Consider the following 23,631-nt stretch of genomic DNA (forward strand, 5'->3'; position numbering starts at 1 on the left):
ACCGGACCAACACCCAGAACCTGGCCACCGCAGCGCCGTGGACCACACCCTGGCTACCCGAGGGTTACGGGAAAGAACACTGGCCAGGGGCTTAGGCTGAGCCCCATGCTCACCACGCCACCCACCATCGCCGCGGGCAGCCTCGCCGGCGGGCCGCAGCCGGTGCTGACCGCGCCGGGCCTGGTGCTGCGGCCCTGGCGGGACGACGACGCGGAGACCTTCCTGGACGCGTACGACGATCCGCAGATCCAGCGCTGGCACACCCGCCGGCCGGGCAGCGCCGCGGACGTGCTCGCCTGGTTCGGGCAGTACCGGCAGGACTGGGCCCAGGAAACCGGCGGCCACTGGGCGGTCACCGACGGCGAGCAGGTGCTCGGGCGCATCGCGATGCGCGGGTTCGACTTCGACGACGGGTTCGCCGGCTGCGCCTACTGGGTGCTCCCCCGTGCCCGCGGCGCCGGCGTGGCGACGCGGGCGCTGACGGCGCTGAGCGGGTGGGGGCTGGGCGCGGCTGGCTTCCACCGGTTGCACCTCGGCCACTCCACCCGCAACGACGCGTCCTGCCGGGTCGCCACCAAGGCCGGCTTCCGACTGGAGGGCACCATGCGCAGCGAGGCCGTGCATGCCGACGGCCGGCACGACATGCATCTGCACGCGCGCATCCGGGGTGATTAGGCGGCGCGGAGCTGGGCCAGCACGTGCGGGTCGATCGCGCCGGTGACCAGGCGCTCCTCCAGGTTCTCGATGCCCGCCCAGTCGGCCAGGGCGGCGTCCAGGTCGGCGGTGGTGTGGCCGGCTCGCTTCAGGCGGTCGCGGACCTCCTCGGCGACCGCGCCGGTGAGCGGGATCAGGGTGGCCGGATCGGGGCGCTCGAAGTACAGCGAGTGCATCTCCAGCAGGCGCAGCAGCTCGGCGACCGGGTCCGGGTGGTCGTCCACGCGCAGGTCGACCCACACGTCGCTGGTTCCGCCGTACCCCATGCCCTTGGCCACCACCAGCACCGCCGCGCTCTGCCGGCCCCGGCGGTCACCCCCGGCGAGATCGCCGGCGCGCAGCGCCGCGAGCAGCCGGTACGCCAGGCGCGGCTCGGCCGCGGACGCCTGCCAGGCCACCTCCATGCCGTCGACCACCTGTGGCCCGGCCAGCATGTTGCCCTGGATCGCATAGCCGTCGCCGGCGGTCCCACCGGCCCACGGATGGCAGTCCTCGCCGGTGAACGTGCCGCCGTCGCCCGCGGCGCCGACCACGCCGACCTGACGCTGCCCGACCGGGCCGGCGTCGCCCGCGATCAGGGCCCGCACCGCGAGCGGCGCGCTCACCCCGGTCTCCAGCAGGGTCAGCGCCTGCGGGCGGTAGGAAAGGTTGGCGTAGGACTGGGTAGCCACCGCGCCCACCGTGGCGAGGGCGGCCGGGACGGCCGCGCCGGCCCCGAGAAACTTGCTGGCCACGGCCACGCCGTGGGCGGCGCCGTCGGCGGAGCGAGCGACGATCGAGAAGGTCATGGGCGCATTCTGTAACACCGGGGGCGCAGACTGGTTGGCATGGAGTGGACTGCCATCGCCGCGGACGTCGACGTGAGCACGCGTCCGCTGGCCGTGACGGCCGGTGGCGTACCCCTCGTGGTGTTGCGGCCGTCGCCCGGCGCCGAGCCGGTCGTGTTCGCCGACCGGTGCCCGCACCGCCTGGTTCCGTTGTCCGCCGCCACCGTCGAGGGCGGGCGGATGCGCTGCGCCTATCACGGCTGGGAGTTCGACGCGGCCGGCAATTGCGTGTCGCTGCCGTCGCAGGAGGGCGCACCGCCGCCGCGAGCGAGTTTGCCGGCTGGGCCTAAGGTCCGCATAACAGACGGCATGGTGGAAATATCGGGTTTGCCGGCAAGCGATCCGGAAGATCTGTTCACGAACGAGGATCCGTCGCTGCGCAACGCGTGGCATCCGGTCGGCATCATCGGCATCGACGATATGTCCGAAGTGGAGCTGATGGGCCGCACCTACCGGCCGGCGGAGGAAAAGACTCAGGATCGCTGGGGGCTGCGGTGGCTCGCGCCGGAGACGCCGCTGGCCGAGCTGTTCGACGACCCCGATCACGACGACGCCAACTACGTCGGGGCCTGGCTGCCCACCGCGCGCAGCAACGCCTCGGCCGGGATCGTCGCCGACAATTTCCTCGATGTGGCACATTTCCCGTTCGTGCACGCCAAGACGTTCGGCGCGGCCGAGGAAAAACTGGTCGAACGCTACGAGGTGACCGACGAGCCCTGGGGTTGCCGCAGCGTGCAGGACCAGTGGTTCGACAACCCGGCCGACCCGGGCGTGGCCGCCGGAATCCGCCCGGTCCGGCAGAGACGCCGAGCGACCTATGTGTACCGAGCGCCGTTCCAGCTTATGCTGCGCCTCGAGGAGCTTGACGCGGGCTCGGTGAAGACGATCCTGTTCTTCGCCCAGCCGGAGTCGCTGTCCAGCACCCGGATCTACACGAAGATGCTGTTCCACGGGATCGGCGGGGTCGCCGATCCGCCGCCCGACGTGATCCGCTCCGAGGTCGCCTTCGAGGAGGCGGTCCTCGAGGAGGACCTCGAGCTGCAGCGGGCGCTGCGGCTGCCCGGCCTGCCGCTGCGCATGCGGGACGAGCTGCACGTCCGCGCCGACCTGCTCGGTGTGCACCTGCGCCGGGTGCTCGCCCAATTCAAGACGTCATCCCGGCCGTGCCCGCCGCCGCCCTCGGCTGGGCCGGCACTGGACTGAACACCGGAGGCATTGCAACGTCTCCGGCGCCGGTCCGAGAGTGCTGCGGACGAGGCGTGGTGGTTGCCGCGACCACCCTCGTCCGCAGCCTTTCCTGCCTTACGCCGCGCGGTTGAGCGCTTTCCGCGCGCAGAGGTCGGACAGGGCGGCGGCGATCTCGGCCGGATCGGCCTCGACGTCCAGGTCGAGCACCAGCGCCGGGTCCAGCGGCGGCACCTCGACGTGCGAGATCAGCGGGTGGAACGGCCGGTGGTCGCGCTCCCCCGCCCCGAACAGCACCTCGGCCAGCTTCTCCCCCGGCCGCAGCCCGGTGTAGCTGATCTCCACCGCTCCGGGCGCGAGCTGGATCATCTGGCGGGCGAGCTCGGCGATCCGCACCGGCTCACCCATCTCCAGCACCAGCGCCTCGCCGTCCCGGCCGATCGCGGCGGCCTGGATGACCAGCTGCACCGCCTCCTGGATGGTCATCAGGTAACGGGTGACGTCGGGATGGGTGACGGTGATCGGCCCGCCGTCGGCGATCTGGGTCGCGAACGTGGACAGCACCGAGCCGCGGCTGCCGAGGACGTTGCCGAACCGTACGCTCAGGAATGTTCCGGCACTTCGCCGTGCCTGGAAGGCGGTGAGCCGCTCGGTGATGCGCTTGGCGTAACCGAGCACGCTGACCGGATCGGCGGCCTTGTCGGTGGAGATGTTGACGAACCGTTCGACGTCGTCGCCGGCCGCCTCCAGCACCGCGAGGGTGCCCCAGATGTTGGTCGCCACCGCCTCGCCGGGAAAGCGCTGCAGCAGCGACAGGTGCTTGAGCGCAGCCGCGTGGAACACCACCTGCGGCTGCCGGGCGTGGAAGATCTGCCGCATCCGTCGGGCGTCGCGCACCGACGCGAGCACCACCGCCGGGTCGGTCAGCTGCGCCCGCGGGTCGAGCGACAGCAGCACCGCGAGCAGGGCCGACTCGTCCCGGTCCAGCATGATCAGCTCGGCCGGCCCGAACCGGTGGATCTGCCGGCACAGCTCCGACCCGATCGAGCCGCCCGCCCCGGTGACCAGCACCCGCTTGCCGGTCAGGTAGCCGGCGATCGCCTCGAGGTCGGTGTCGATCTGGTGCCGGCCGAGCAGGTCGGTCACGTCGGGTTCGCGCAGGTCACGCACGCCGAGCTCGTGGTCGAGCAGCTCGGCCACCGAGGGCACCACCAGGAACCGGGCGCCGGCCCCGGTGGTGATGTCGCGGATCGCGCGGACCAGCTCGGCGTCGGCATTCGCCACCGCGAAGACCACGGTGGTCGCGCCGGTGCGGTCCACCAGCGCCGGGATGTCCTCCCGCTTTCCCAGCACGGGTACGCCGTGCAGATGCTGCCGCCGAGCGCCCGGATCGTCGTCCACCACGCCGATCGGCAGGTAGCGCCCGGTGGGGTCGCCGAGCATCGACTGCAGCAGGTGCCGCCCCGCCGCGCCGGCCCCGAACACCAGCACCCGGGCGGCGACCCGCGCGTCGGGGCGGGAGTAGGCCGCCTCACGCAGGCGCCACACCAGCCGCGCGCCGAGCATCAGCAGGATCGCGGCGACGCCGCCGACGACCGGGGCGCCGGCCGGGATCGCCTGGTCGCGCGCCCACATGTCGGCCAGGAACAGGAAGGCCACGTCGAGCAGGGCGATCCGGATCAGGACGCGGATCTCCTCGATGGTGCCGAATTCGTAGCGGCCCCGATAGAGATGCATGGCCTGGCCGAGGGCGATCTGCACGGCGACGGCGACGATCAGGACCGGGGCGAGCGCCGCCAGATGGCGCAGCTCGAGATCGTATTCGTAGCGGGCGAGCATGGCGGCGTAGAGGCCGGCGACCCACGCGAGGCAGTCGACGGCGGGCGCCGCCACTCGCCGCGGAAAACGGCGCGCCTCCGCTTTCACATCAGTCACGGGGGCACCTCCCGTGTGCATTCGCATCCCGCCGCCGATTAATCAGCGTAATCGACCTGTTGTCCCCCGGAAGAAGTTTGGGATATCGCCGCGTACCGCTGCCCGGAAGCCTAGTTTGATCGGTGGGACACGGCGGGCGGGAGGGGAGCTTGCGTGGAGATACGCGACTACCTCCGGGTGGTGCAACGGCAATGGTGGGTGGTCGCCGCCATGGTGCTGGTCGCGCTCGGCGTCACCCAGGTGATCAACAAGCGAACGACGCCCGAGTACGCCGCGTCGGCCGTGTTCTTCCTGTCCAGCGCCCGTGACGGCGAGTCGTCGGTGCTCGAGGGATCGATGTTCGTGGCGGCCCGGCTGAAGACGTACACCGAATTGCTCACCGGCGAGCAAATGGTGGCGGACATCGTCCGGTCGGCGAATACCGGGCTCACTTCCGAGGAAATCGAGGATCGCATTGCGGTGGTCACCGACGGCGGCAGCGTATTGCTGACGATAACGGTTACCGACACCGTGCCGAGCCGGGCAGAAAAGATCGCGGACGTAATGGTCAGCCGATTCCCGGCGCTGGTGCAGACGCTCGAGAAGCGCACCGCGGCAGCCGGGCCGTCGGTGGTCGTGGAGACCGTCCAGCCGGTCACGCTCGATCCCGATCAGGTGTCGCCCCGCCCGCTGCACAACGACGCCCTCGCGGTCGCGGTCGGGCTGCTGGTCGGCGCGGCGATCGGGGTGATCCGGGAGATCTGCGACAACTCCATCCGGCTCGCCGGGGTGCTGCCCGATCTGACCGGCACGCCGGTGCTCGCGCTCATCCCGATCGACCGCAAGGCCCCGCGCACCGGCCCGTTCGTCTCGGACAGCCGGTCGGCCCGGGCCGAGGCGTTGCGCCAGTTGCGCACCAACATCCAGCACGCCGCCCACCCGGTGAAAATCCTGGCCGTGACCAGCGCGATGCCCGGCGAGGGCCGCTCGTCGGCCGCCTGCGGGCTGGCCATCCTGTTCGCCGAGGCCGGCCAGAAGGTGCTGATCGTCGACGCCGAGCTGCGCCGCCCCCGCCTGGCCGCGTTTCTGGGCCGGGAGGGCTCGGCCGGGCTGACCACCGTGCTGGTCGGCGCGGCCTCCCTCGACCAGGTGCTCCAGCCGTGGGGCGCCGGGCTGTGGCTGCTGGCCAGCGGGCACCGGCCGCCCAACCCCAGCGAGCTGCTCGACTCCCCCAAGATGGAGGAGCTGATCGCCGAGCTCCGCGGCCGCTTCGACAAGATCATTTTTGATTCGCCGCCGCTGCTGCCGGTCACCGACGGCGCGGTCGTCGCGGCCCGCGCCGACGGCGCGCTGCTGCTCGTGCGGGCCCGCAAGACCACCGGCGCGCAGGTCGCCGCGGCCGTGCGCGCCCTCTCCGCGGTCGACGCCCGGCTACTCGGCCCGGTGTTCAACATGGTCGCCGCCCCGCGCAGGCGGCTCGGTCTGCCGGTCAGCGCCGACACCGCCGGGCCGCCGCTGCCGCCCGCGCCCCGGCCCGGTGGCTGGCACGCCGTCGCCCTGAGCGGTGCGCTGTGACCCGACTGCCCTTCCTCAGCGTGGTCATCCCGTGCTGGAACGAGGCCGGGTTCGTGGCCGACTTCCTCGACTCGGTGCTGGCCAACGACTACCCGGCCGACCGCCTCGAGATCCTGCTGGTCGACGGGATGAGCGACGACGGCACCCGGGAGATCGTGCAGAAGTACGCGGAGGCCGAACCGCGGCTGCGCATGGTCGACAACCCCGGGCACAGCAAGCCGGTCGCCCTCAACCTCGGCATCATCGACTCCCGCGGCGACGTCATCATCCGGCTCGACGTGCACGCCGTCTATCAGAACGACTACCTGCGCCGGTGCGTGCAGGGGTTGATGGCGCACCCGGACGCCGACAACGTCGGTGGCACCCGCCGGGCCGAGCCGCGCGACGACCGGCTGCTCAGCCGGGCCGTCTCGCTGGCCAACACCCACCCGCTCGCGGCCGGCAACGCGAAATACCGGATCGGCGCGTCCAGCCCGAAGTGGGTCGACACCGTCTTCGGCGGCTGCTACCGCCGGGAGGTGTTCGACCGGATCGGGCTGTTCGACGAGCGCCTCGACCGCACCCAGGACCTCGAGCTCAACCAGCGGCTGCGGGCCTCCGGCGGGAAGATCCTGATGATCCCGGACATCGTCTGCACCTACTACCCGCGCGGTGACTGGCGGGAGTTCGTGACCTGGACCTACCGGTCGGCCTACTGGGCCTTCCGGGGCAGCCGCACGGTCGGCCGCTGGATCGGATCGTGGCGCAACTTCGTGCCGCTCGGATTCGTGGCCGGTCTCGCCGGCGCTACGGTCCTGGGGCCGGGCTCCAAGTTCGTCCGGCAGGTCGCGGGGACGGTCCTGGCGACGTACGGCGGCATCGTCCTGGTCTCCTCCGCGCGCATCGCGGCGCGGGAGAAGGACGCCCGGCTGCTCGTCGCCATGCCGGTGGTCTTCTTCGCGACGCACGTCGCCTACGGGATCGGCTCGGCCGTCGGCATCCTCGAGCCGGACGGTGAGCAGCCGTGACCGCCTCCGCGCTGAGGGGCACGTCGCACCGGGCCACGCGGCCGGTGTCCCCCTACGAGACCGCGAAGCGGGCCACCGACGTCGTGGTCAGTGCCGCGGCGCTGGTGGTCGCCGCCCCGATCGGCGCGGCCATCGCCTGGCGGGTCCACCGCGAGGACCGCGGGCCGGTCATCTTCCGCGGCCTGCGCGTCGGCCGCGGCGGCCGCACCTTCCACATCCTCAAGTTCCGCACCATGACGGTCGGCGCCGACCAGCTCGGCCTGCACGTCACGCCGGGCGACGACCCGAGCCTCACCGGCGCCGGCCGGTTCCTGCGCCGGTGGAAACTGGACGAGCTGCCGCAACTGGTCAACGTGCTGCTCGGCGACATGAGCCTGGTCGGCCCGCGCCCGCCGACGGTCTGGGACGCCGACCACTACGACGACGAGCAGCGCCACCTGCTCGACGTGCGGCCCGGCATCACCGACTGGGCGTCGATCCGCTACCGCAACCAGGACACCATGATCGAGGGCCGGGCCGACCCGCACGCCGCCTACTTCGATCTCATCCGGCCCGGCAAGATGGACCTGGCCCTGGCCTACCTGCGGCACCGCAGCTACGCCGTCGACCTGGGCATCCTCGGGCTGACCGCGCTGGCCCTGGTGCACTACCCGCGCACCGACGAGCTCCTGCAACGCATGGTGACGTCCGTCCGCGCCCGCGTGTGAGCCCGTGCCGGCAATCCGCCTGCTGTCCCGGGTGCCGTCCGCGGTCCGACGCGACTACATCGCCACGTCCGCCGCGCACTGGCTGACGCTCGCCTCCGGCCTGCTGCTGTTCCACCTGGTCGCCGGCCGCGCCGGGGTGGCCGGCTTCGCCTACTACCAGATCGCCCGCGGCGTCGTCTCGACCGTGCAGCCGCTGGCCCTGTTCGGGCTGGTCCCGGCCCTGCACCGCTATCTGCCGCGGGCCGGCGAGCGGGTCCGGGTGCTGGCCCGGCAGGCGGTGCTGCTGGAGGTGGCCGCGCTCAACGTGATCGGCCTGCTCACCCTCGCTCTCGCCGGCGACCTCGGCCGGCTGTTCCACATCGGCGGCGGCGCCGAGGTGCGCGCCGTGATGGTGCTGACCGCCGGGAACTGCCTGCTCACGGTCGCGGTGGCGGCGCTGCGCGGCAGCGGCCGGGTGCGGCTGTCCAACGTCGCCTCGCTCACCGGTTACGGCCTCCTGCCGATCGCCGCGTTCGTGGTGACCACCCGGATCGACCTGTTCCTGATTCTGCAGGGCGCCGCGATGGCCGGCCTGGCCTGGTGGGTCATCGCGATCACCGGCCCGCGGGACGCCGAACGCCGGCCGCACCTGCCCGGGCCCGCCCCACCGCTGCGCGCCCTGGTCCGTTACGGCCTGCGCCGCACGCCCGGCGACATCGCGCTGCCCGGCATGTTCGCCTTCCCGACCTTCTACGTCGCCGCCGCCTCGCACAACTCCACGGACGCCGGTTACATCGGGTTCGCCACCTCGGCGATCACGCTGATCTGCTCGGTCTTCGGCATGCTCGGCCCGGTCCTGCTGCCCCGGCTCAGCGGCCACGCGCACGCCACCGCCGGCCGCGGGTTCGGCGCCGAGCTGGCCCGCGGGCTGCGGCTGCTGCCGATCGCCGCGGCCACCATCGCCGCCGTGATCAGCCTCGGTCTCATCGTCACCGCCGGACCGGTGCTGCACTGGTTCCTCGGCGCCGAATTCAAGGGCGGAGACGACATCATCCGGTACGGCGTGACCGTCTCGATCCCGCTCGCCATGTTCTACGCCGCACGCCCGTCGATCGACGCCCTGCGAGAGGCGCCGGTGACCGCGTGGCTGCTGGTCGCCTGCCTCGGCGCGGAAATCGTCATCACCCTCGGCGCCGGACTGCTGATGCCCGCCTGGCCGGCCGCGCTGACCGGGTTCGCGGCGGCCGCCATCGGGCTCGCCGTCTCCTCCTACGTCGCTCTGCTGCACGCGATCCCGGCGCCGGCCACGAGGTCGACGCCCGCATGAGGCCGCCGCCGCCCAGTCCGATCATCATCGTCGCCTGCTTCGTGGCCACCCTCTCCGGGCACTTCACGCTGACCCGGATCGGGGTGTCGGTGCCGGTGCTCAACGACGTACGCGTGCTGTTCTTCTCGGCTGTTCTGATGGCGTTCGCGCTCGAGATCCACCACGCCGGGGTGCACCCGCTGCACACCGGGCCGGCCCGCCGTACCCTCCAGCCGGTTTTGATCCTGTTCGGTTATCAGATCCTGTCGGCGGCGTGGGCGCCCCGCAACGCGGTCATCAACGACGTGGTCGGCGACCTGGTGGCGATGGTGGTCCTGGTGATCGTCTACACCGCCCTGGCCGAGTGGGACCGGGACCGGGTGATCGTGGTGACCATGTACTGCCAGTACGCGGCGGCCTGGCTCTACTTCCTCTACTCGGCCTCGGGCCACGGCGCCACCGCGGCCGGCCGGTGGACGGCGTTCGGCGGCGGGCCCAACGTCTACGTGCGGGTCATGGTGCTCGGCATGGTCGCGGCGGCGTACTTCTACTTCCGCAGCGGCGGGAAGTTCGGCTGGCTGGCCGCCGCGCCGCTCTTCCTGGTCGGAGCGATCGCCTCCGGCTCACGGGGCGGCCTGGTCGCGTTCGCCGGGATCCTGGTGATGGGCGGGCGCAGCCTGGTGCGGTTCATGCGGCGGCACGGCGCGGTCAAGCCGCTGGCCGCGATCCCGATGGTCGGCGTGGTGGTGTGGCTGCTGTTCGGCGACCAGATCATGTTCCTGATCAACAACCGCTTCCTGGCCGGCACCATCCAGCAGCGCAACACCTCGGACCGCGACGTGCTCTACGAGAAGGGCTTCGGGTTGTTCGTGGAAAGCCCGGTGTTCGGGGTCGGGGTGCACGGCTTCTACGCCATCACCAACCTCGGGCCGGGCGAGAAGTACGTGCACAACCTGCCCCTCGCGGTGGCGGCCGAGGGCGGCGCGGTCGGCCTGATCATCCTGCTGGTGGCGTTGTGGGCGCTGCGTCACGAATATGCCCGGGTGCCGAAGAAGCAGCGGTCGCTGCCGAGCCGGGCGGCCGGCTACTCCGGCATCTTCATCCTGATCGCGAGCTTCTTCTCCGGCGACTACTACGACCACCGGCTGATGTGGATCTTCTTCCTGCTGGCCACCGCCGGTGCGGTCAGCCCCGCAGATAGGCCAGCACCGCTCGGACCCGCCGGTGGTCGTCCGAGCCGGGCGGCAGGTCGAGCTTGGTGAGGACGCTGCCGATGTGCTTGGCCACCGCCGCCTCGGTCACCACCAGCCGGCGGGCGATCGCCGTGTTGGACCGGCCCTCCGCCATCAGCGCGAGGACCTCCCGTTCCCGGGCGGTGAGCAGGCTGATCGGGTCCCTGCGGCGGCCCAGCATCTGCCGCACCACCTCGGGGTCGACCACCGTCTGGCCCTTGGCCACCGCGACCAGCACGTCGATGAACTCGGCCACGTCGCCGACCCGGTCCTTGAGCAGGTAGCCGACGCCGGCGCCGTTGCCGGAGTCGAGCAGCTCGGCCGCGTAGGTGGGCGCCACGAACTGGCTGAGAACGAGAACCGGCAGATCCGGGTCGGCGGTGCGCAGCGCGATCGCCGCCTGCAGCCCCTCGTCGCTGAACCCCGGCGGCATCCGCACGTCGGTGACGACGATGTCGGGCCGGTGCTCGGCCACCGCGGCCAGCAGCGCCGCCGCGTCACCCACGGCCGCGACCACCTCGTGCCCGAAGCGCCGCAGCATCCCGGCGACGCCTTCGCGCACCAGCAGCCCGTCCTCGGCGATCACCACCCGCAACTGAGGCCACTCCCCTTCCGATCCGCCCGTTAAGTTACCGGTCGGGCCCACTCGGTGGGGTTTCACCGCCTTGAACAGGGGAAATCCGCAGGTCATGGCCGTTAACGTGCTCATCCGGTCGGCTCTGCGCGGTGCGCCGATCGTCCTCGGCGCCGTCGCCGGCACCGTCTACGCCCGCCGTCATTTCACCGCCGCGGTCCGCTGGCTCACCGGTGTCGAACCGGATGAACGCGGGTATCAGGCAGACATGGCTACCAAGAAGCGCACCTCCAACGAATTGGATGCCGACAAGCGCAACGCCATGTCGGACCACACCTTCGCATTCCCGCGCGTCCGCAAGGAGCCGCTGAACGACGCCCGCCACGTGCGCAACGCGATCGCCCGCTTCGACCAGGTCAAGGACGTCTCCGACGCCGAGCGCGACGAGGCGTTCCGCCGGATCAAGAAGGCGGCCGCGAAGTTCGGCGTCGACCTGACCGAGAAGAGCTGGCACGAGCTGGGCAAGCCGTCTTCCTCTTCGCCGGCCAAGCGCAGCGCCCCGAAGAAGTCGACGTCAACCTCGGCCTCCTCGTCGGCGCCCAGCAAGAAGGAGCTTTACGCCGAGGCCCAGCGCCGCGGCGTCGAGGGCCGCTCGACGATGACGAAGTCCGAGCTGATCAGCGCGCTCGGCCACCGCTGACCTGGACCGGGATCTCCACGCGCAGCAGGGTGGGGCCGCCCGGCGGGCTGGACAGCGCGACCGCGCCGTCGACGGCCGCCACCCGGTCGGCGAGACCGGCCAGGCCGGAACCGTCGGCGGGCCGGGCGCCGCCGCGGCCGTCGTCGCGGACCTCCAGCACCAGGCGGTCGGCCGTCAGGTCGGCGGTCACCGACGCGCGGGCGGCGGCGCTGTGCCTCGCCACGTTGGTCAGCGCCTCGACCACCACGAAGTAGGCGGTCACCTCGACCGTCGACGGCAGCCGGCCCGGGAGCCGGATCTGCACGTCGACCGGCGTCGGCGCGGCACTCGCCACCTCGGCGACCGCGGCGGCGAGGCCCCGGTCGGTCAGCACCTTGGGGTGCACGCCGCGGATCAGCTCGCGCACATCGGTCAGGGCCTGTTTGGCCAGCTCGTGCGCATGCTCGACCTGGTCGGCGACGGCCGAGCCGGCGGGCAGCTCGAGCCGCGCCATGCCGAGCTGGATGGTCAGCGCGACCAGCCGCTGCTGCGCGCCGTCGTGCAGATCGCGCTCGATGCGCCGGCGCTCCAGCTCGAACGCGTCGACCAGCCGCGCCCGCGACCGGGTCACCTCGACCAGCTTGCCCTCGGCGTCGTGGATGCGCGGGGCCAGAATCGCCCGGGCCATCGCCGCGCGGGCCCCCGGCCCAGGCGGTCACCGGATAGGCCGCGACGATCGCGAGCAGGACGCCGCCGAGCGCGATCGGCACCGTGTAATAGAGCTGCACGTCGTCGATGTAGAAGGGGCCGCAGATCAGCATCAGCGGCAGATAGATGGCGGCGCCGACGACGATCGCGTCCATCCAGCAGAGCATCGAGGCGGACAGCATCGTGTAGCCGAACTCCCGCCAGGTGGCCTGCTCGCGCAGCCGCAACGCCACCCAGGCCCGCAGGCCGGCGCGCGGGGCCGGGCGGTGCGGATCGGGCAGCACGCTGTCGTCGACCAGCCGCATCCGCCAGCGCTCGAGACGCCCGACCGCCATGCCGGACAGCACGGTGGCGACATAACCGGCGACGCCGATCACCAGGACCGACAGGACGAGGCCGGCCACCAGCAGGCCGATGACCGCGAGGATCGTCGCGAACCCCAGCAGCGCGCCACCGGCCAGATAGGCCAGTGATCGCCACGGCCAGGACGAACGCAGGAATCGAGTCGGCCGCATGGTGAGCGCGTCGAGCGCGTTGCGAACCGGCATGGGGGCGAAGTTACCGTCTCCGCGCCCGCTTGTCGGTAGTGCTGGGTATACCTCCGAGACTCCATCCTGCACTACTGTTTTGCCGCTGCCGGGCCGGTTAGCTGGTCGCCATGACGAAGGCGCACATATCACCGGCGGTCGAGCTGCGCGGTGTCTCCAAGACGTACGGTTCCGGCGAGCGCGGGGTCACCGCGCTGGACTCGGTCGACGTGATCTTTCCGGCCGGCACGTTCACCGCGGTGATGGGCCCGTCCGGGTCCGGCAAGTCGACGCTGCTGCACTGCGCGGCCGGCCTCGACCGGGCCACCGGCGGTGAGGTGATCATCGACGGCACCGCGGTGGGCGGGCTGTCCGAGCGGGCGCTGACCCGGCTGCGCCGGGCCCGGGTGGGGTTCGTGTTCCAGGCGTTCAACCTGGTCGCGGCGCTCAGCGCGGCGCAGAACGTGGCTCTGCCGCTGCGCCTGGCCGGCCGCAAACCGGCGCCCGGCGAGGTGACCGCGATGCTGGCCGAGGTCGGGCTGGCCGACCGGGCCGGGCACCGGCCGAGCGAGATGTCCGGCGGCCAGCAGCAGCGGGTGGCGATTGCGCGGGCGCTGGTCACCCGCCCGGCGGTGCTGTTCGCCGACGAGCCGACCGGCGCGCTCGACGCCGCGTCCGGCCGGGAGGTGCTGCGGCTGCTGCGCGCCGCGGTCGACCGGCACGACCAGACCGTCGTGATGGTCACCCACGATCCGTTCGCGGCGGCACACGCCGACCGGGTCCTGTTCCTGGCCGACGGCCGGGTGGTGGACTCGCTGGCCGGGCCGGCCGGCGCGCAGGAGATCGCGGTCCGCACGGCCCGGCTCGAGGAGGGCCGCACGGCCCGGCTCGAGGAGGGCCGCACGGCGGAGGTGCGGTCATGAGCCTCGCCTGGCACATGGTGCGGCACCGGTTCGCCGGTTTCGCCGGCACGTTCGTGGCGATCGCCCTCGGGGTGGCGGTCGTGGCCGGCTCCACCACCATCTACCTGTCGTCCCGCCCCGAGGCGCCGGAGCGCTATGCGGCGTCACCGGTCCTGGTCCACTCGCCGTCGGTGGGCAAGAACAGCTACGGCGAGCCGGAGTACGCGTCGTGGACCAGCGCCGAGGCGGCGCAGCTCACCGCCCGGCTGGCCGCGCTGCCGGGAGTGACCGCGGCCGCCGCCGATCCGGTCTTCTACGTGCAGCGGGTCACCGGCGGGCGGCCGGCCGGTGATCCGGCGGCGGCGCTGCTCGACGGGCACGCCTGGTCGTCGGCGGCGCTGGGCGGTTACCGCCTGGCCGCGGGCTCGCCGCCGCGAAGCACGGGCGAGGTGGCGGTGGCCGGCGCGGCGCCCGGCAGCCGCATCGACGTGCTGACCGCGGCCGGCCCGGCCACCTGGACCGTGACCGGCACGGTGGACGGCCCCGGCTTCTACGTCGCCGACCCGGTCGCGCTGAGCATGTCCCCCGGGGTCCGGGTGATCGGGCTGACCGGCGGTGGTGACGTCGCGGCGATCCGTGCGGCGGTCGGCGACGCCGGCGCGGTGCTCACCGGCCGCGACCGCGACTCGCTCGAGCCGGCCGCCGTGACCCGCACCCGCTGGCTCGGCGCGCAGCTGCTGATCGCGATGGTCGGCCTGGGCATGTTCGTCGCGATCTTCGTGGTCGCTTCGACCTGCGCGCTCAGCGCCGCGCAGCGACGCCGCGAGATCGGCCTGCTGCGGGCGGTCGGCGCGACGCCCGGCCAGGTGCGCCGATTGATGTACGCGGAGACGCTCGTCGTCTCGGTCCTGGCCGGTCTCGCCGGCATTGCGCTCGGGGCGCTGACCGCGCCCCTGCTGGCCGGCCCGCTCGTCCGCGCGGGCCTGGAACCGGCCGGCTTCACCGTGACCGTGCAGCCGCTCGCCCTGGCCGGCTCGTTCCTGCTCGGCGTCGTCGTCGCGCTCGCCGGGGTGGGCGCCGCCGCCCGGCGGGCGAGCCGGGCCCCCGCCCTGGACGCCCTGCGCGAGGCGGCCGTGGAACGACGCGCGATGACGCCGGTGCGGTGGATCGCGGGCGCCGTGACCGCGGCGGGCGGCCTGGCGCTCCTGGCGAAGATGCCATCGATGCCGGTCACCGACCAGTCGACGGCCGGTCTCGGGGCCGCGATGCTGCTGCTCACCGCGGCCGCGCTGTTCTCGCCGGTGGTGATCGGGCCGCTGGTGCGCGCGGTGACCTGGCCGTGGCGGCGCGCGGCCACCGGCATGCTGGTCCGCGAGGGCACCCTGGTCGCGGTCCGCCGGGTCGCCTCCACGGCGGCGCCGGTGCTGCTCACGGTCGGTTTCACCATCCTGCTCACCGGCACGGTCGCCACGATCGAGGACGTCCAGGGCCAGGAGGAGGTCGAGAAGATCCCGGCCGCCACCGTCCTGACCACCGACGGCGCCCCCGGTCTGAGCGATGCCGCGGTCGCCGCCCAGACCGGCACGTCGCAGCTGCCGACCCGGGTGCTGATCACCGCCGCCGGCGGCACGGCCGGCCACGATGTCGCGGGCGCGCCACCGGCCGAGACCGGCGGCGCCGGCGTGGTGCTCTCCCAGGCGCTGGCCAGGGAGTTGGGCGCGCCCACCGGCACGACCCTCGAGCTGCGCTGGGTGGACGGCAGCACGTCCCGGCTGACCGTCCGCGCGGTCAAGGCCGAAGCCGGGCCCGGCATCCTCGTTCCCCGCGACCTGGTCCGGCAGCACGACCCGGCCGCGCTCACCGACAGCGTCCTGCTCAGCGGCGCCCCGGTCGCGGCGACCGGGGCACGGGCGATGTCGGCGCGGGCGTACGTGCAGGCCGACATCGACGAGGAGGGCGACCTGATCGACCTGTTCCTGCTGGTGCTGATCGGTCTGACCGTCGGCTACACCGGTCTCGCCGTCGCCAACACGCTGCTGATGGCGACCGCCGCCCGCCGCCCGGAGTTCCGCGCCCTGCGCCTGTCCGGCGCGACCGACGGCCAGATCCTCCGCGTCACCTCGGCCGAGGCGCTGCTGGCCGTGGCGGTCGGCACCGTCCTGGGCGCCGCGGTCGCGGCGATCTCCCTCGGCGGGGTGCGAGCGGCAGTCGAGGCGGAGCTGGACCGCACGGTCGCGCTGGTCATCCCGTGGGCCGCCGCCGCCGCGGTGATCACGGTCTGCGCCCTGGTGGCGCTGGCCGCGACCACCGTTCCGGTCCTGCGCCGGGTCCGGAGCGGCACGTCATAGTTCGACCGAACGTGAAACAAGACCGAAACGGAGGGTACTTCGAGGCTGCGTGGCGTGCTCGAATGAGGCTGGGGAGACACCTCGATCATGAAGGGGAACGACGGCATGCTCAACCTTTCCGTCCTGCTGGAGGACAGCGCTCGCAACTATCCGGAGCGGGCGGCGGTCGTTCTCGGGGAACAGCGGCTCAACTACGCGCAGGTGAACGCCGCGGCCAACCAGGTGGCGAACCTGCTGGTCGAGCGGGGCATCCGCCCCGGCGACAAGGTCGCGCTCTCCTGCCCGAACCTTCCGTACTTCCCGGTGGTCTATTACGGCATCCTCAAGGCGGGCGCCGTCGTGGTCCCGCTGAACGTGCTGCTCAAAGGCCGGGAGATCGCCTACCACCTGGCCGACTCCGACGCCAAGGCCTACTTCTGCTTCCAGGGCACGCCCGAGCTGCCGATCGGCGCCGAGGGCTTCACCGGGTTCGGGCAGGCCGAGGGGTGCGAGCACTTTTTCCTGATCACTGCCGACCCGGCGGCGGCGTCGCCGATCGAGGGTGCCGAGCCGCTCGGCCAGGCGCTGGCCGGCCAGGCGCCGGTCTTCGAGGCGGTGCTGCTGCCCGAGACCGACCCGGCCGTCATCCTCTACACCAGCGGCACCACCGGTCAGGCCAAGGGCGCCGAGCTCAGCCACTCGAACCTGGTGCTCAACGCGCTCACCTGCAACCGGCTGTTCCAGAGCAAGCCGGGCACCGACACGCACCTGCTGGTGCTGCCGCTGTTCCACTCGTTCGGGTCGACCGTCAACATGAACGCCGGCTTCGCCACCGCCGCCACCCTGGTGCTGCTGCCGCGGTTCGAGGCGGCGGCCGCGGTCAAGCTGCTCGAACAGGAGAGCGTGACGTTCTTCGCCGGCGTGCCGACGATGTGGTGGGGGCTGCTCAACGCGCTCACCGAGGGTGTCGACGTGGCGCGGATCGCGGCGAACATGCGGGTCGCGGTCTCCGGCGGCTCCAGCCTGCCGGTGGAGATCATCCGGGCGGTCAAGGAGCGGTTCGGGGTCACCATCCTCGAGGGGTACGGCTTGTCCGAGACCTCGCCGGTGGCGACGTTCAGCGACCCGAACGGCGAGCCGCGGCCCGGCTCGATCGGCATCCCGATCTGGGGCGTCGAGGTCAAGCTGATCGACGAGCAGTGGAACACGATCGACGGGGTCGACGAGATCGGCGAGATCGCGATCCGCGGGCACAACATCATGCGCGGCTACTACGGCCGGCCGGAGGCGACCGCCGAGGTCATCAAGGACGGCTGGTTCCGCAGCGGTGACCTCGGACGGCGGGACAAGGACGGTTTCTTCTACATCGTCGACCGGGCGAAGGACATGATCATCCGGGGCGGCTTCAACGTCTACCCCCGGGAGATCGAGGAGGTGCTGATGACGCACCCGGCCGTTTCGCTGGCCGCGGTCATCGGCATCCCGCACCAGTCGCACGGCGAGGAGGTCAAGGCGTTCGTGATCCTCAAGGAGGGCGCGACCGCCGGCGAGGACGAGCTGGTCGCGTGGGGCAAGGAGCAGATGGCGGCGTACAAATATCCGCGCGTCGTCGCCGTCGTCGAGTCCCTGCCGATGACCGCCACCGGCAAGCTCCTCAAGAGGGCGCTGAGCTGACCAGAAAGTCCTGCTGAAGAAGGCAGAACACACGTACCGCGAGAGGCGGCCGGTGGGGGGACCCCACCGGCCGCCGCCCATCCGTAGACTCGGCGGCCTCAGCGCGGCAGCCGATGATCACTTGCTTTGATGCAGCACAGTAGGACGGGCGGCGGCACGGCCCGACGGAGGAAGCTTGAGCACAGCGGTGGAGGCCCGGCCCGCGCCGGGCACGGGGGTAACGACCAGGACGACGGAGACGGCGGCGCGACGCGGGCCCGGATTGTTCCGGCGGCTGGGCGACCTGCGGCGCTCCTCACCCGGCCGGCTCCAGTTGCTCCTGGCCGCCCTCATCGCGGCCGGCCTGATCACCGGCCTGTTCGCCGGCATCACCGCCGCCGCGGCCAACTCGGGCACCACCGAGCTCGGCAACCGCGCTCAACCGCTGCTGGTGCAGGCCGAGGCGATCTATTACGGCCTGGCCGACGCCGACACCACCGCCGCGCAGGCGTTCCTGGCCGGCGGCCTGGAACCGGCGGCGCTGACCGATCGGTACAACAAGGATCTGGCGAAGGCGACAACCGCGCTGACCGAGGCGGCCCGGCTGGCCCCGGCGGACAGCGAGGCCGCGGCCGCCATCCAGCAGATCTCCGGCGGCGTGGCCCGTTACACGGCGCTGGTCGCCACCGCGCGGGCCGACAACCGGCAGGGCCTCCCGGTCGGAGCGTCCTACCTGTCGGCGGCCTCCACGCTCAACCGGGAGACGCTGCTCCCCCAGGCGAGCAGCCTGTTCGGCATCGCGCAGCAGGAGGTCGACCGCGGCTACGGCAGCGCGAAGAGCCCCGGGTGGATCACGCTGCTGACGTTCCTGATCCTGGGCCTGCTCGTCGCGTTGGTTCTCGCCCAGCGTTACCTGAGCCGGCACACCCACCGCACGTTCAACGTGCCGCTGGTGGCCGCCACCATCCTGACCATCCTGCTCGGCGTGGGCGCCGCCACGATCCTGATCACCCAGCACCGGCACCTCGCCGACGCCGAGGAGACCGGGTCGACGCCGATCGCCGAGCTGGCCGACGCCCGCATCCTCGCCCTGCAGGAACGCGGCGACGAGGCCCTGACGCTGGCCCTGCACGGCAGCAGCGACGAGCCCGAGCAGCGCTGGCAGAAGGCCGAGCCGGAGCTGACCGAGGCACTGAAAAACTCGTATCTGCCGGGCTCGGTCCTGACCGCGCACACCGCCTACGCCGACGCCCACAAGGAGGTCCGCCGGCTGGACGAGACGGTCGGCGACTACGACGGCGCGGTCAAGCTGGCGATCGGCACGGAGACGACGACCAGCTTCGAGACCGTCACCAATGCCATCGGCACCGCCCTCGACGAGCGCAAGGCGGCGTTCACCAGTGAGATCGACAAGGCCGGCAACGGCCTGACCGCCCTGACCATTCTCGGTCCGCTGGTCGCCCTGATCATCTGTGCGCTGGCGTTCGCCGGCATCCGGGCCCGTCTCGAGGAGTACCGCTGATGACGCGCACCAGAGCCGCACTCGCCATCGCCGCCGCCGGGCTGAGCCTCGCGCTGACCGCCTGCGCCGGCGATGCCTCGCCGCTGCCCGGCCGCTCCACCGCGCCGGCGCCCGACGCGAGCACCCCGACCGCCATCGCGCCGGACACCTCCTGCAACCCGCGCGCCAGCCGCCGGCCGTCCGGCGCGCTCCCCCAACCGGGGAAGATGCCCGCCGGCAGCTACATGGCGGAGATCCAGAAGAAGGGCCGGCTCGTCCTCGGCACCAGCCAGGACACCCTGCTGTTCTCCTCGCGCAACCCGCTCTCCGGCCAGGTCGAGGGCTTCGACGTGGACATGGGCCGGCAGATCGCCGCGGCCATCTTCGGCGACCCGAACAAGCTGCAGATCAAGGTCATCTCGTACGACAAGAGGGTGAGCTCCGCGGTAGACGGCAGCGTCGACGTCGTCGCCGACACGATGACCGCGAACTGCGCCCGCTGGAAGGACGTCGACTTCTCGTCGATCTACTACGAGGCCGGCCAGAAGGTTCTGGTCTCCACGGACTCGAAGGCCACCAGGATCGAGGACCTCGGCGGCAAGAAGGTGTGCGCGGCGGCGGGCTCCACGTCGTACGTCAATATCGGTCTGGTGAAGCCGAAGCCGGTGGCCGTCGCACTGCCGTCGTTCGGTGACTGCCTGGTCGCCTTCCAGCAGAACGAGGTCGACGCGATCTCCACCGACGACACGATCCTGGCCGGCATGGCCGCCCAGGACCCGTACGCGAAGGTGGTCGGCAAAAAGTTCACCGAGGAGCCGTACGGGATGGCGATCTCGCCGAAGCATCCCGAGTTCACCCAGTTCGTGAACGCGGTGCTGGAGAAGAACCGGGCGAACGGCACCTGGGCCGCCACCTACTCGAAGTGGCTGGGTGGCACCGCCCCGCAGCCACCCGCGGCGCAGTACAAATGACCGACATCGCGCCGGCCGACGCCGAGCTGCTCCGCCTCGAGACCGCCCTGACCGCGATCGCCGCGAACCTGGTCGATCTCGACGACAACCCGGCCCGCAAAGACCTCGATAAATCCACCTTGTCCGGGCAGACCGCCGCGAAGTGGGCGGACGCCACGGACGCGTTGTCCCAGTTGTGGGACGGCTACCGGATGCTGACGGACCTGACCGCGAAAGCGCGCGCGTTACGAGGCCAGCGCAAGCTCAGCGACACCGACCGCGCCGACTTCAGCCATCAGGTCCGCGGCCGGTCGATCACGCTGTCCACCACCACCGTCCCGCTCGCCCAGCGCGGCCTGCTCGGCAACAGCCAGATCCACACCACCTGCTCCCCCGCCGAGCTGCTGTCGGCGATGGAGGCCGCGTTCACCACCGCGGTCACCGTCGCCACCCAGGCCGGCGACGCCTGGCAGAAGATGCTGCCGGCCGCCGCCGACGCCGCCGCGGCCGTCGACAACGTGCGCACGCTGACCCGGCAGGCCGGCGCGAGCACCGCGACGATCGACGAGGCGGACCGGAAACTCGGCGTCTTCACCGCTCAGCTGGCTTCCGATCCGCTCGGGGCGGACGAGAGCGCGCTGATCGCCGTACGCCATCTGATCAGCCGGGCCGACGCGGAGCGCACGTCGGCCGCCGAGCTGCGCGAAGCCCTCACCCAGCGCCTCGCCGACGCCCGCGCCCTGGCCACGCAGCTCACCGAGGCGCAAGCCTCGGCCGGGCAGGCGGCCCAGGCCGCCGCGGACCGCTTCCGGGACACCGACATCATTGCGGTACGCGGACCCGACCTGCGCCCGGACCTGGCGGCCATCGACGCGCTCGCCGCCGCCGGGCACTGGGCGCTGATCAGCCCGAAGCTGGCCGACTGGACCCGGCAGGCCCGCGAGCGCCTGGCCGCGCTGCGCACCGCCGCCGCGCACAACGCCGGCCTGCTCACCGGCCGCAACGAGCTCCGCGGGCGGCTCGACGCCTACCGGGCGAAAGCCCTGCGGCGGGGGCTCGGCGAGAGCGGCGAGCTGACCCCGCTGGCCGACGCGGCCCGCGCCGCGTTGTACACCGCACCATGTGATCTCGATGCGGCCCGCGCGGCCGTCAACGCCTACCAGGATGCGCTCACCGCCACGATCGCGAGGGAAGGCCGATGAAGTGCGAACGTGACTGTCCCGGAACCATCGAGGACGGCTACTGCGACACCTGCGGAATGGCCCCGGCCGCCGGAGCCAAACCGACCAAGACCTCCACCCGGGCGACCGGGCCGTCACAGCGGACGGCGGCGCTCTCCACCCGTACCGGGGGAACTGGCCGGACCGGCAGCTCCCGGACCGGTTCCCGGCGGCGCCGGTTCGGCGGCGGCCTCGTCGACGTCGTGCCGATCGTGCAGGCCGACCCGGCCACCGCCGTGATGGCCAAGGCCGAGGTCCCGGAGGACAAGCGGTACTGCGCGAAGTGCGGCAACCCGGTCGGCCGGTCCCGCGGCGACCGCGAGGGGCGCCCGTCCGGCTTCTGCCCGTCCTGCGGCGAGCAGTTCAACTTCACGCCGAAGCTGGTCAAGGGCGACCTGATCGGCGGGCAGTACGAGGTGGTCGGCGCGCTCGCGCACGGCGGTCTCGGCTGGATCTACCTGGCCGTCGACAAGAACGTCTCGGACCGCTGGGTGGTGCTCAAGGGCCTGCTCAACTCCGGCGACGAGGACGCGCTGGCCGCGGCGGTGGCCGAGCGCCGCTTCCTGGCCGAGGTCGAGCACCCCAACATCGTCAAGATCTACAACTTCGTCGAGCACGAGGGCGCCGGCTACATCGTGATGGAGTATGTGGGCGGTCAGTCGCTCAAGGACATGCTCAAGAAACGGCGCCCCGAGCCGCTTCCGGTCGACCAGGCCCTCGCGTTCGTCCTCGAGATCATGCCCGCGTTCGGCTACCTGCACGACCGCGGCCTGATCTTCTGCGACTTCAAGCCGGACAACGTGATCCAGTCCGGCGACCAGATGAAACTGATCGACCTCGGCGGTGTCGTGCACATCGACGACATGGACGCCGCGCTCTACGGCACGGTCGGTTACCAGGCGCCGGAGATGGCCACCGAGGGCCCGTCGATCGCCTCCGACCTCTACACGATCGGCCGCACCCTGGCCGTGCTCACCACCGACTTCCGCGGCTACCAGACCACGTTCAAGGACAGCCTGCCCGACCGCGGCGAGTTCGAGATCTACCAGAAGTACGAGTCGTTCTACCGGCTGCTGCTGCGGGCCACCATGCTCAACCCGGCCGACCGGTTCATCGACTCCGGCGAGATGACCGAGCAGATGCTCGGCGTGCTCCGGCAGATCCTGGCCACCGGCGGCGAACCGCACCCGGCGACGTCCCGGCAGTTCACCGGCGAGCTGCGCACCGATCTGAAGTCGGACGCCCCGCGCTGGCAGGACCTGCCCACCCCGATGATCGACCTCGCCGACCCGTCCGCCGCGTTCCTCGCCTCGGTCACGGTCACCGACCCGGCCGAGGTCCTCACCCTGCTGGCGAAGGCGCCGGCCGAGACCGTCGAGGTCAAACTCCGAGCGCTGCGCGCCCACATCGATCTGGGTGTACGCGATAACGACTTCCGCCCGGCGGCCGCAGCTCGCGACGCGTTGCTCGCCACCGAGGGCGCGGACTGGCGGGTGGCCTGGTACGACGGCCTGCTCTCGCTGGCCACCGGCCGGCTCGCCGAGGCGCGTCAGCAGTTCGACGCGGTCTACTCCGCACTGCCCGGCGAACTCGCGCCGCAGCTCGCGCTCGGCCTGGCCGCCGAGCTCGCGGGAGACCCGGCCGCGGCCGGCTACTACGACGTGGTCAGCCGCACCGACCCGGCGTACACGACCGCCGCCGCCGGGCTGGCCCGCTGCCGCCTCACCGCCGGCGACCGCAGCGGCGCGGTGGAGGCGTACAACCGGGTGCCCGGCACCTCGTCGGCCTACCGCAGCTCGCAGGTCGGCGCGGTCCGCGCCCTGGTGCGGGCACACCCGTCGGCCGCCGCCGACGTCACCTCCCTCGCCGCCGCGGCCGCGCTGATCGAGCGCCTCGAGATCGAGGCCGCCCAGCTCGCGGCGCTGCGTGCCGAGCTGCTCGAACAGGCCCTGCGCTCGGTCACCGGCGGCAAGTCGCTGCCGGCCGCCGTGCTGGGCGCGGCCCGCAGCGGCGAGGTCCGCGAACGAGACATCCGATTCGCCCTGGAGAGCGCCTACCGCGAGATGGCCCAGGCCGTGCACGGCCCGGAACGGATCCGCCTGGTGGATCTCGCAAACGCGTCCCGCCCCCGGACGCGCACGTAA

General features: G+C 72.2%; 19 protein-coding genes and 1 pseudogene. 15 read left to right on the forward strand and 5 right to left on the reverse strand.

Features of this window, described 5'->3' with window-relative positions; genetic code table 11:
- Window positions 1-105: 105 nt before the first annotated feature.
- Window positions 106-675, forward strand: coding sequence for a GNAT family N-acetyltransferase (locus tag AB0E90_RS05235; protein WP_360399522.1), 570 nt, complete (start codon window positions 106-108; stop codon window positions 673-675).
- Here the strand turns inward: AB0E90_RS05235 and AB0E90_RS05240 are convergent.
- On the reverse strand, window positions 672-1,502 hold the full coding sequence (locus tag AB0E90_RS05240; RefSeq protein WP_360399525.1) for a DUF1028 domain-containing protein: 831 nt from the start codon (window positions 1,500-1,502) through the stop codon (window positions 672-674). The two genes, AB0E90_RS05235 and AB0E90_RS05240, sit on opposite strands and share 4 nt — an antisense overlap.
- Before the next feature lie 39 nt (window positions 1,503-1,541).
- Here AB0E90_RS05240 and AB0E90_RS05245 point away from each other — a divergent pair, with 39 nt between their 5' ends.
- Window positions 1,542-2,744 (forward strand): Rieske 2Fe-2S domain-containing protein, encoded by a 1,203-nt coding sequence (locus AB0E90_RS05245; RefSeq protein WP_360399528.1) that lies wholly within the window; start codon window positions 1,542-1,544, stop codon window positions 2,742-2,744.
- Window positions 2,745-2,843: 99 nt separating this feature from the next.
- Here AB0E90_RS05245 and AB0E90_RS05250 read toward each other — a convergent pair whose 3' ends face one another.
- On the reverse strand, window positions 2,844-4,661 hold the full coding sequence (locus AB0E90_RS05250; RefSeq protein ID WP_360399531.1) for a nucleoside-diphosphate sugar epimerase/dehydratase: 1,818 nt from the start codon (window positions 4,659-4,661) through the stop codon (window positions 2,844-2,846).
- Between the two features lie 153 nt (window positions 4,662-4,814).
- On the opposite strand from AB0E90_RS05250, the gene AB0E90_RS05255 reads away from it, so the two are divergent.
- From AB0E90_RS05255 to AB0E90_RS05275, 5 genes are read left to right on the forward strand one after another with little or no spacing between them, the layout of a single operon-like run.
- Complete coding sequence (locus AB0E90_RS05255) at window positions 4,815-6,215, forward strand: polysaccharide biosynthesis tyrosine autokinase (protein ID WP_360399534.1); 1,401 nt, start codon at window positions 4,815-4,817, stop codon at window positions 6,213-6,215.
- The gene (locus AB0E90_RS05260; RefSeq protein ID WP_360399537.1) at window positions 6,212-7,222 is read left to right on the forward strand and encodes a glycosyltransferase family 2 protein; all 1,011 of its coding nucleotides are present in this window, start codon (window positions 6,212-6,214) and stop codon (window positions 7,220-7,222) included. The genes AB0E90_RS05255 and AB0E90_RS05260 overlap by 4 nt, the downstream gene beginning before the upstream one ends.
- Window positions 7,219-7,929 (forward strand): sugar transferase, encoded by a 711-nt coding sequence (locus AB0E90_RS05265; protein WP_360399540.1) that lies wholly within the window; start codon window positions 7,219-7,221, stop codon window positions 7,927-7,929. The genes AB0E90_RS05260 and AB0E90_RS05265 overlap by 4 nt, the downstream gene beginning before the upstream one ends.
- Before the next feature lie 4 nt (window positions 7,930-7,933).
- Window positions 7,934-9,235, forward strand: coding sequence for a hypothetical protein (locus AB0E90_RS05270; RefSeq protein WP_360399543.1), 1,302 nt, complete (start codon window positions 7,934-7,936; stop codon window positions 9,233-9,235).
- Window positions 9,232-10,476: an O-antigen ligase family protein gene (locus tag AB0E90_RS05275; RefSeq protein WP_360399546.1), complete on the forward strand. Its 1,245-nt coding sequence runs from the start codon at window positions 9,232-9,234 to the stop codon at window positions 10,474-10,476. Before AB0E90_RS05270 ends, AB0E90_RS05275 begins: the two co-directional genes overlap by 4 nt.
- Here AB0E90_RS05275 and AB0E90_RS05280 read toward each other — a convergent pair.
- The gene (locus tag AB0E90_RS05280; RefSeq protein WP_360399549.1) at window positions 10,400-11,041 is read right to left on the reverse strand and encodes a response regulator transcription factor; all 642 of its coding nucleotides are present in this window, start codon (window positions 11,039-11,041) and stop codon (window positions 10,400-10,402) included. The genes AB0E90_RS05275 and AB0E90_RS05280 overlap by 77 nt on opposite strands.
- Window positions 11,042-11,135: 94 nt before the next feature.
- On the opposite strand from AB0E90_RS05280, the gene AB0E90_RS05285 reads away from it, so the two are divergent.
- Complete coding sequence (locus AB0E90_RS05285; RefSeq protein ID WP_360399552.1) at window positions 11,136-11,720, forward strand: DUF6582 domain-containing protein; 585 nt, start codon at window positions 11,136-11,138, stop codon at window positions 11,718-11,720.
- On the opposite strand, the gene AB0E90_RS05290 is transcribed toward AB0E90_RS05285, so the two are convergent.
- Together AB0E90_RS05290 and AB0E90_RS05295 are read right to left on the reverse strand one after the other, a co-directional pair.
- On the reverse strand, window positions 11,698-12,387 hold the full coding sequence (locus AB0E90_RS05290) for a histidine kinase (protein ID WP_360399555.1): 690 nt from the start codon (window positions 12,385-12,387) through the stop codon (window positions 11,698-11,700). The two genes, AB0E90_RS05285 and AB0E90_RS05290, sit on opposite strands and share 23 nt — an antisense overlap.
- 73 nt (window positions 12,388-12,460) lie before the next feature.
- Window positions 12,461-12,955, reverse strand: a pseudogene (locus AB0E90_RS05295) (sensor domain-containing protein); the annotation flags it as partial.
- 110 nt (window positions 12,956-13,065) lie between these two features.
- Between AB0E90_RS05295 and AB0E90_RS05300 the strand changes: the two are divergent.
- The 7 genes from AB0E90_RS05300 to AB0E90_RS05330 all read left to right on the forward strand — a co-directional run bounded on the left by AB0E90_RS05300 (window position 13,066) and on the right by AB0E90_RS05330 (window position 23,631).
- On the forward strand, window positions 13,066-13,857 hold the full coding sequence (locus tag AB0E90_RS05300; RefSeq protein WP_360399558.1) for an ABC transporter ATP-binding protein: 792 nt from the start codon (window positions 13,066-13,068) through the stop codon (window positions 13,855-13,857).
- Window positions 13,854-16,184, forward strand: a complete 2,331-nt coding sequence (locus AB0E90_RS05305; protein WP_360399561.1) for an ABC transporter permease — start codon at window positions 13,854-13,856, stop codon at window positions 16,182-16,184. Before AB0E90_RS05300 ends, AB0E90_RS05305 begins: the two co-directional genes overlap by 4 nt.
- An 87-nt stretch (window positions 16,185-16,271) precedes the next feature.
- Window positions 16,272-17,837, forward strand: a complete 1,566-nt coding sequence (locus AB0E90_RS05310; RefSeq protein WP_360399564.1) for a long-chain fatty acid--CoA ligase — start codon at window positions 16,272-16,274, stop codon at window positions 17,835-17,837.
- Between the two features lie 175 nt (window positions 17,838-18,012).
- On the forward strand, window positions 18,013-19,338 hold the full coding sequence (locus tag AB0E90_RS05315; protein WP_360399567.1) for a hypothetical protein: 1,326 nt from the start codon (window positions 18,013-18,015) through the stop codon (window positions 19,336-19,338).
- The gene (locus AB0E90_RS05320) at window positions 19,338-20,288 is read left to right on the forward strand and encodes a glutamate ABC transporter substrate-binding protein (protein WP_360399570.1); all 951 of its coding nucleotides are present in this window, start codon (window positions 19,338-19,340) and stop codon (window positions 20,286-20,288) included. The genes AB0E90_RS05315 and AB0E90_RS05320 overlap by 1 nt, the downstream gene beginning before the upstream one ends.
- Window positions 20,285-21,469: a hypothetical protein gene (locus AB0E90_RS05325; RefSeq protein ID WP_360399573.1), complete on the forward strand. Its 1,185-nt coding sequence runs from the start codon at window positions 20,285-20,287 to the stop codon at window positions 21,467-21,469. Before AB0E90_RS05320 ends, AB0E90_RS05325 begins: the two co-directional genes overlap by 4 nt.
- Window positions 21,466-23,631, forward strand: a complete 2,166-nt coding sequence (locus AB0E90_RS05330; protein WP_360399576.1) for a tetratricopeptide repeat protein — start codon at window positions 21,466-21,468, stop codon at window positions 23,629-23,631. Before AB0E90_RS05325 ends, AB0E90_RS05330 begins: the two co-directional genes overlap by 4 nt.

The organism is Actinoplanes sp. NPDC026619 (assembly GCF_040638295.1).
GTDB lineage: Bacteria > Actinomycetota > Actinomycetes > Mycobacteriales > Micromonosporaceae > Actinoplanes.

Coding starts and splice junctions, on each gene's coding strand:
- AB0E90_RS05320 (WP_360399570.1), top strand. CDS start 19,338: ATGACGCGCACCAGAGCCGCACTCGCCATCGCCGCCGCCGGGCTGAGC.
- AB0E90_RS05310 (WP_360399564.1), top strand. CDS start 16,272: ATGAAGGGGAACGACGGCATGCTCAACCTTTCCGTCCTGCTGGAGGAC.
- AB0E90_RS05235 (WP_360399522.1), top strand. CDS start 106: ATGCTCACCACGCCACCCACCATCGCCGCGGGCAGCCTCGCCGGCGGG.
- AB0E90_RS05290 (WP_360399555.1), bottom strand. CDS start 12,387: ATGGCCCGGGCGATTCTGGCCCCGCGCATCCACGACGCCGAGGGCAAG.
- AB0E90_RS05275 (WP_360399546.1), top strand. CDS start 9,232: ATGAGGCCGCCGCCGCCCAGTCCGATCATCATCGTCGCCTGCTTCGTG.
- AB0E90_RS05240 (WP_360399525.1), bottom strand. CDS start 1,502: ATGACCTTCTCGATCGTCGCTCGCTCCGCCGACGGCGCCGCCCACGGC.
- AB0E90_RS05300 (WP_360399558.1), top strand. CDS start 13,066: ATGACGAAGGCGCACATATCACCGGCGGTCGAGCTGCGCGGTGTCTCC.
- AB0E90_RS05305 (WP_360399561.1), top strand. CDS start 13,854: ATGAGCCTCGCCTGGCACATGGTGCGGCACCGGTTCGCCGGTTTCGCC.
- AB0E90_RS05330 (WP_360399576.1), top strand. CDS start 21,466: ATGAAGTGCGAACGTGACTGTCCCGGAACCATCGAGGACGGCTACTGC.
- AB0E90_RS05285 (WP_360399552.1), top strand. CDS start 11,136: ATGGCCGTTAACGTGCTCATCCGGTCGGCTCTGCGCGGTGCGCCGATC.
- AB0E90_RS05325 (WP_360399573.1), top strand. CDS start 20,285: ATGACCGACATCGCGCCGGCCGACGCCGAGCTGCTCCGCCTCGAGACC.
- AB0E90_RS05245 (WP_360399528.1), top strand. CDS start 1,542: ATGGAGTGGACTGCCATCGCCGCGGACGTCGACGTGAGCACGCGTCCG.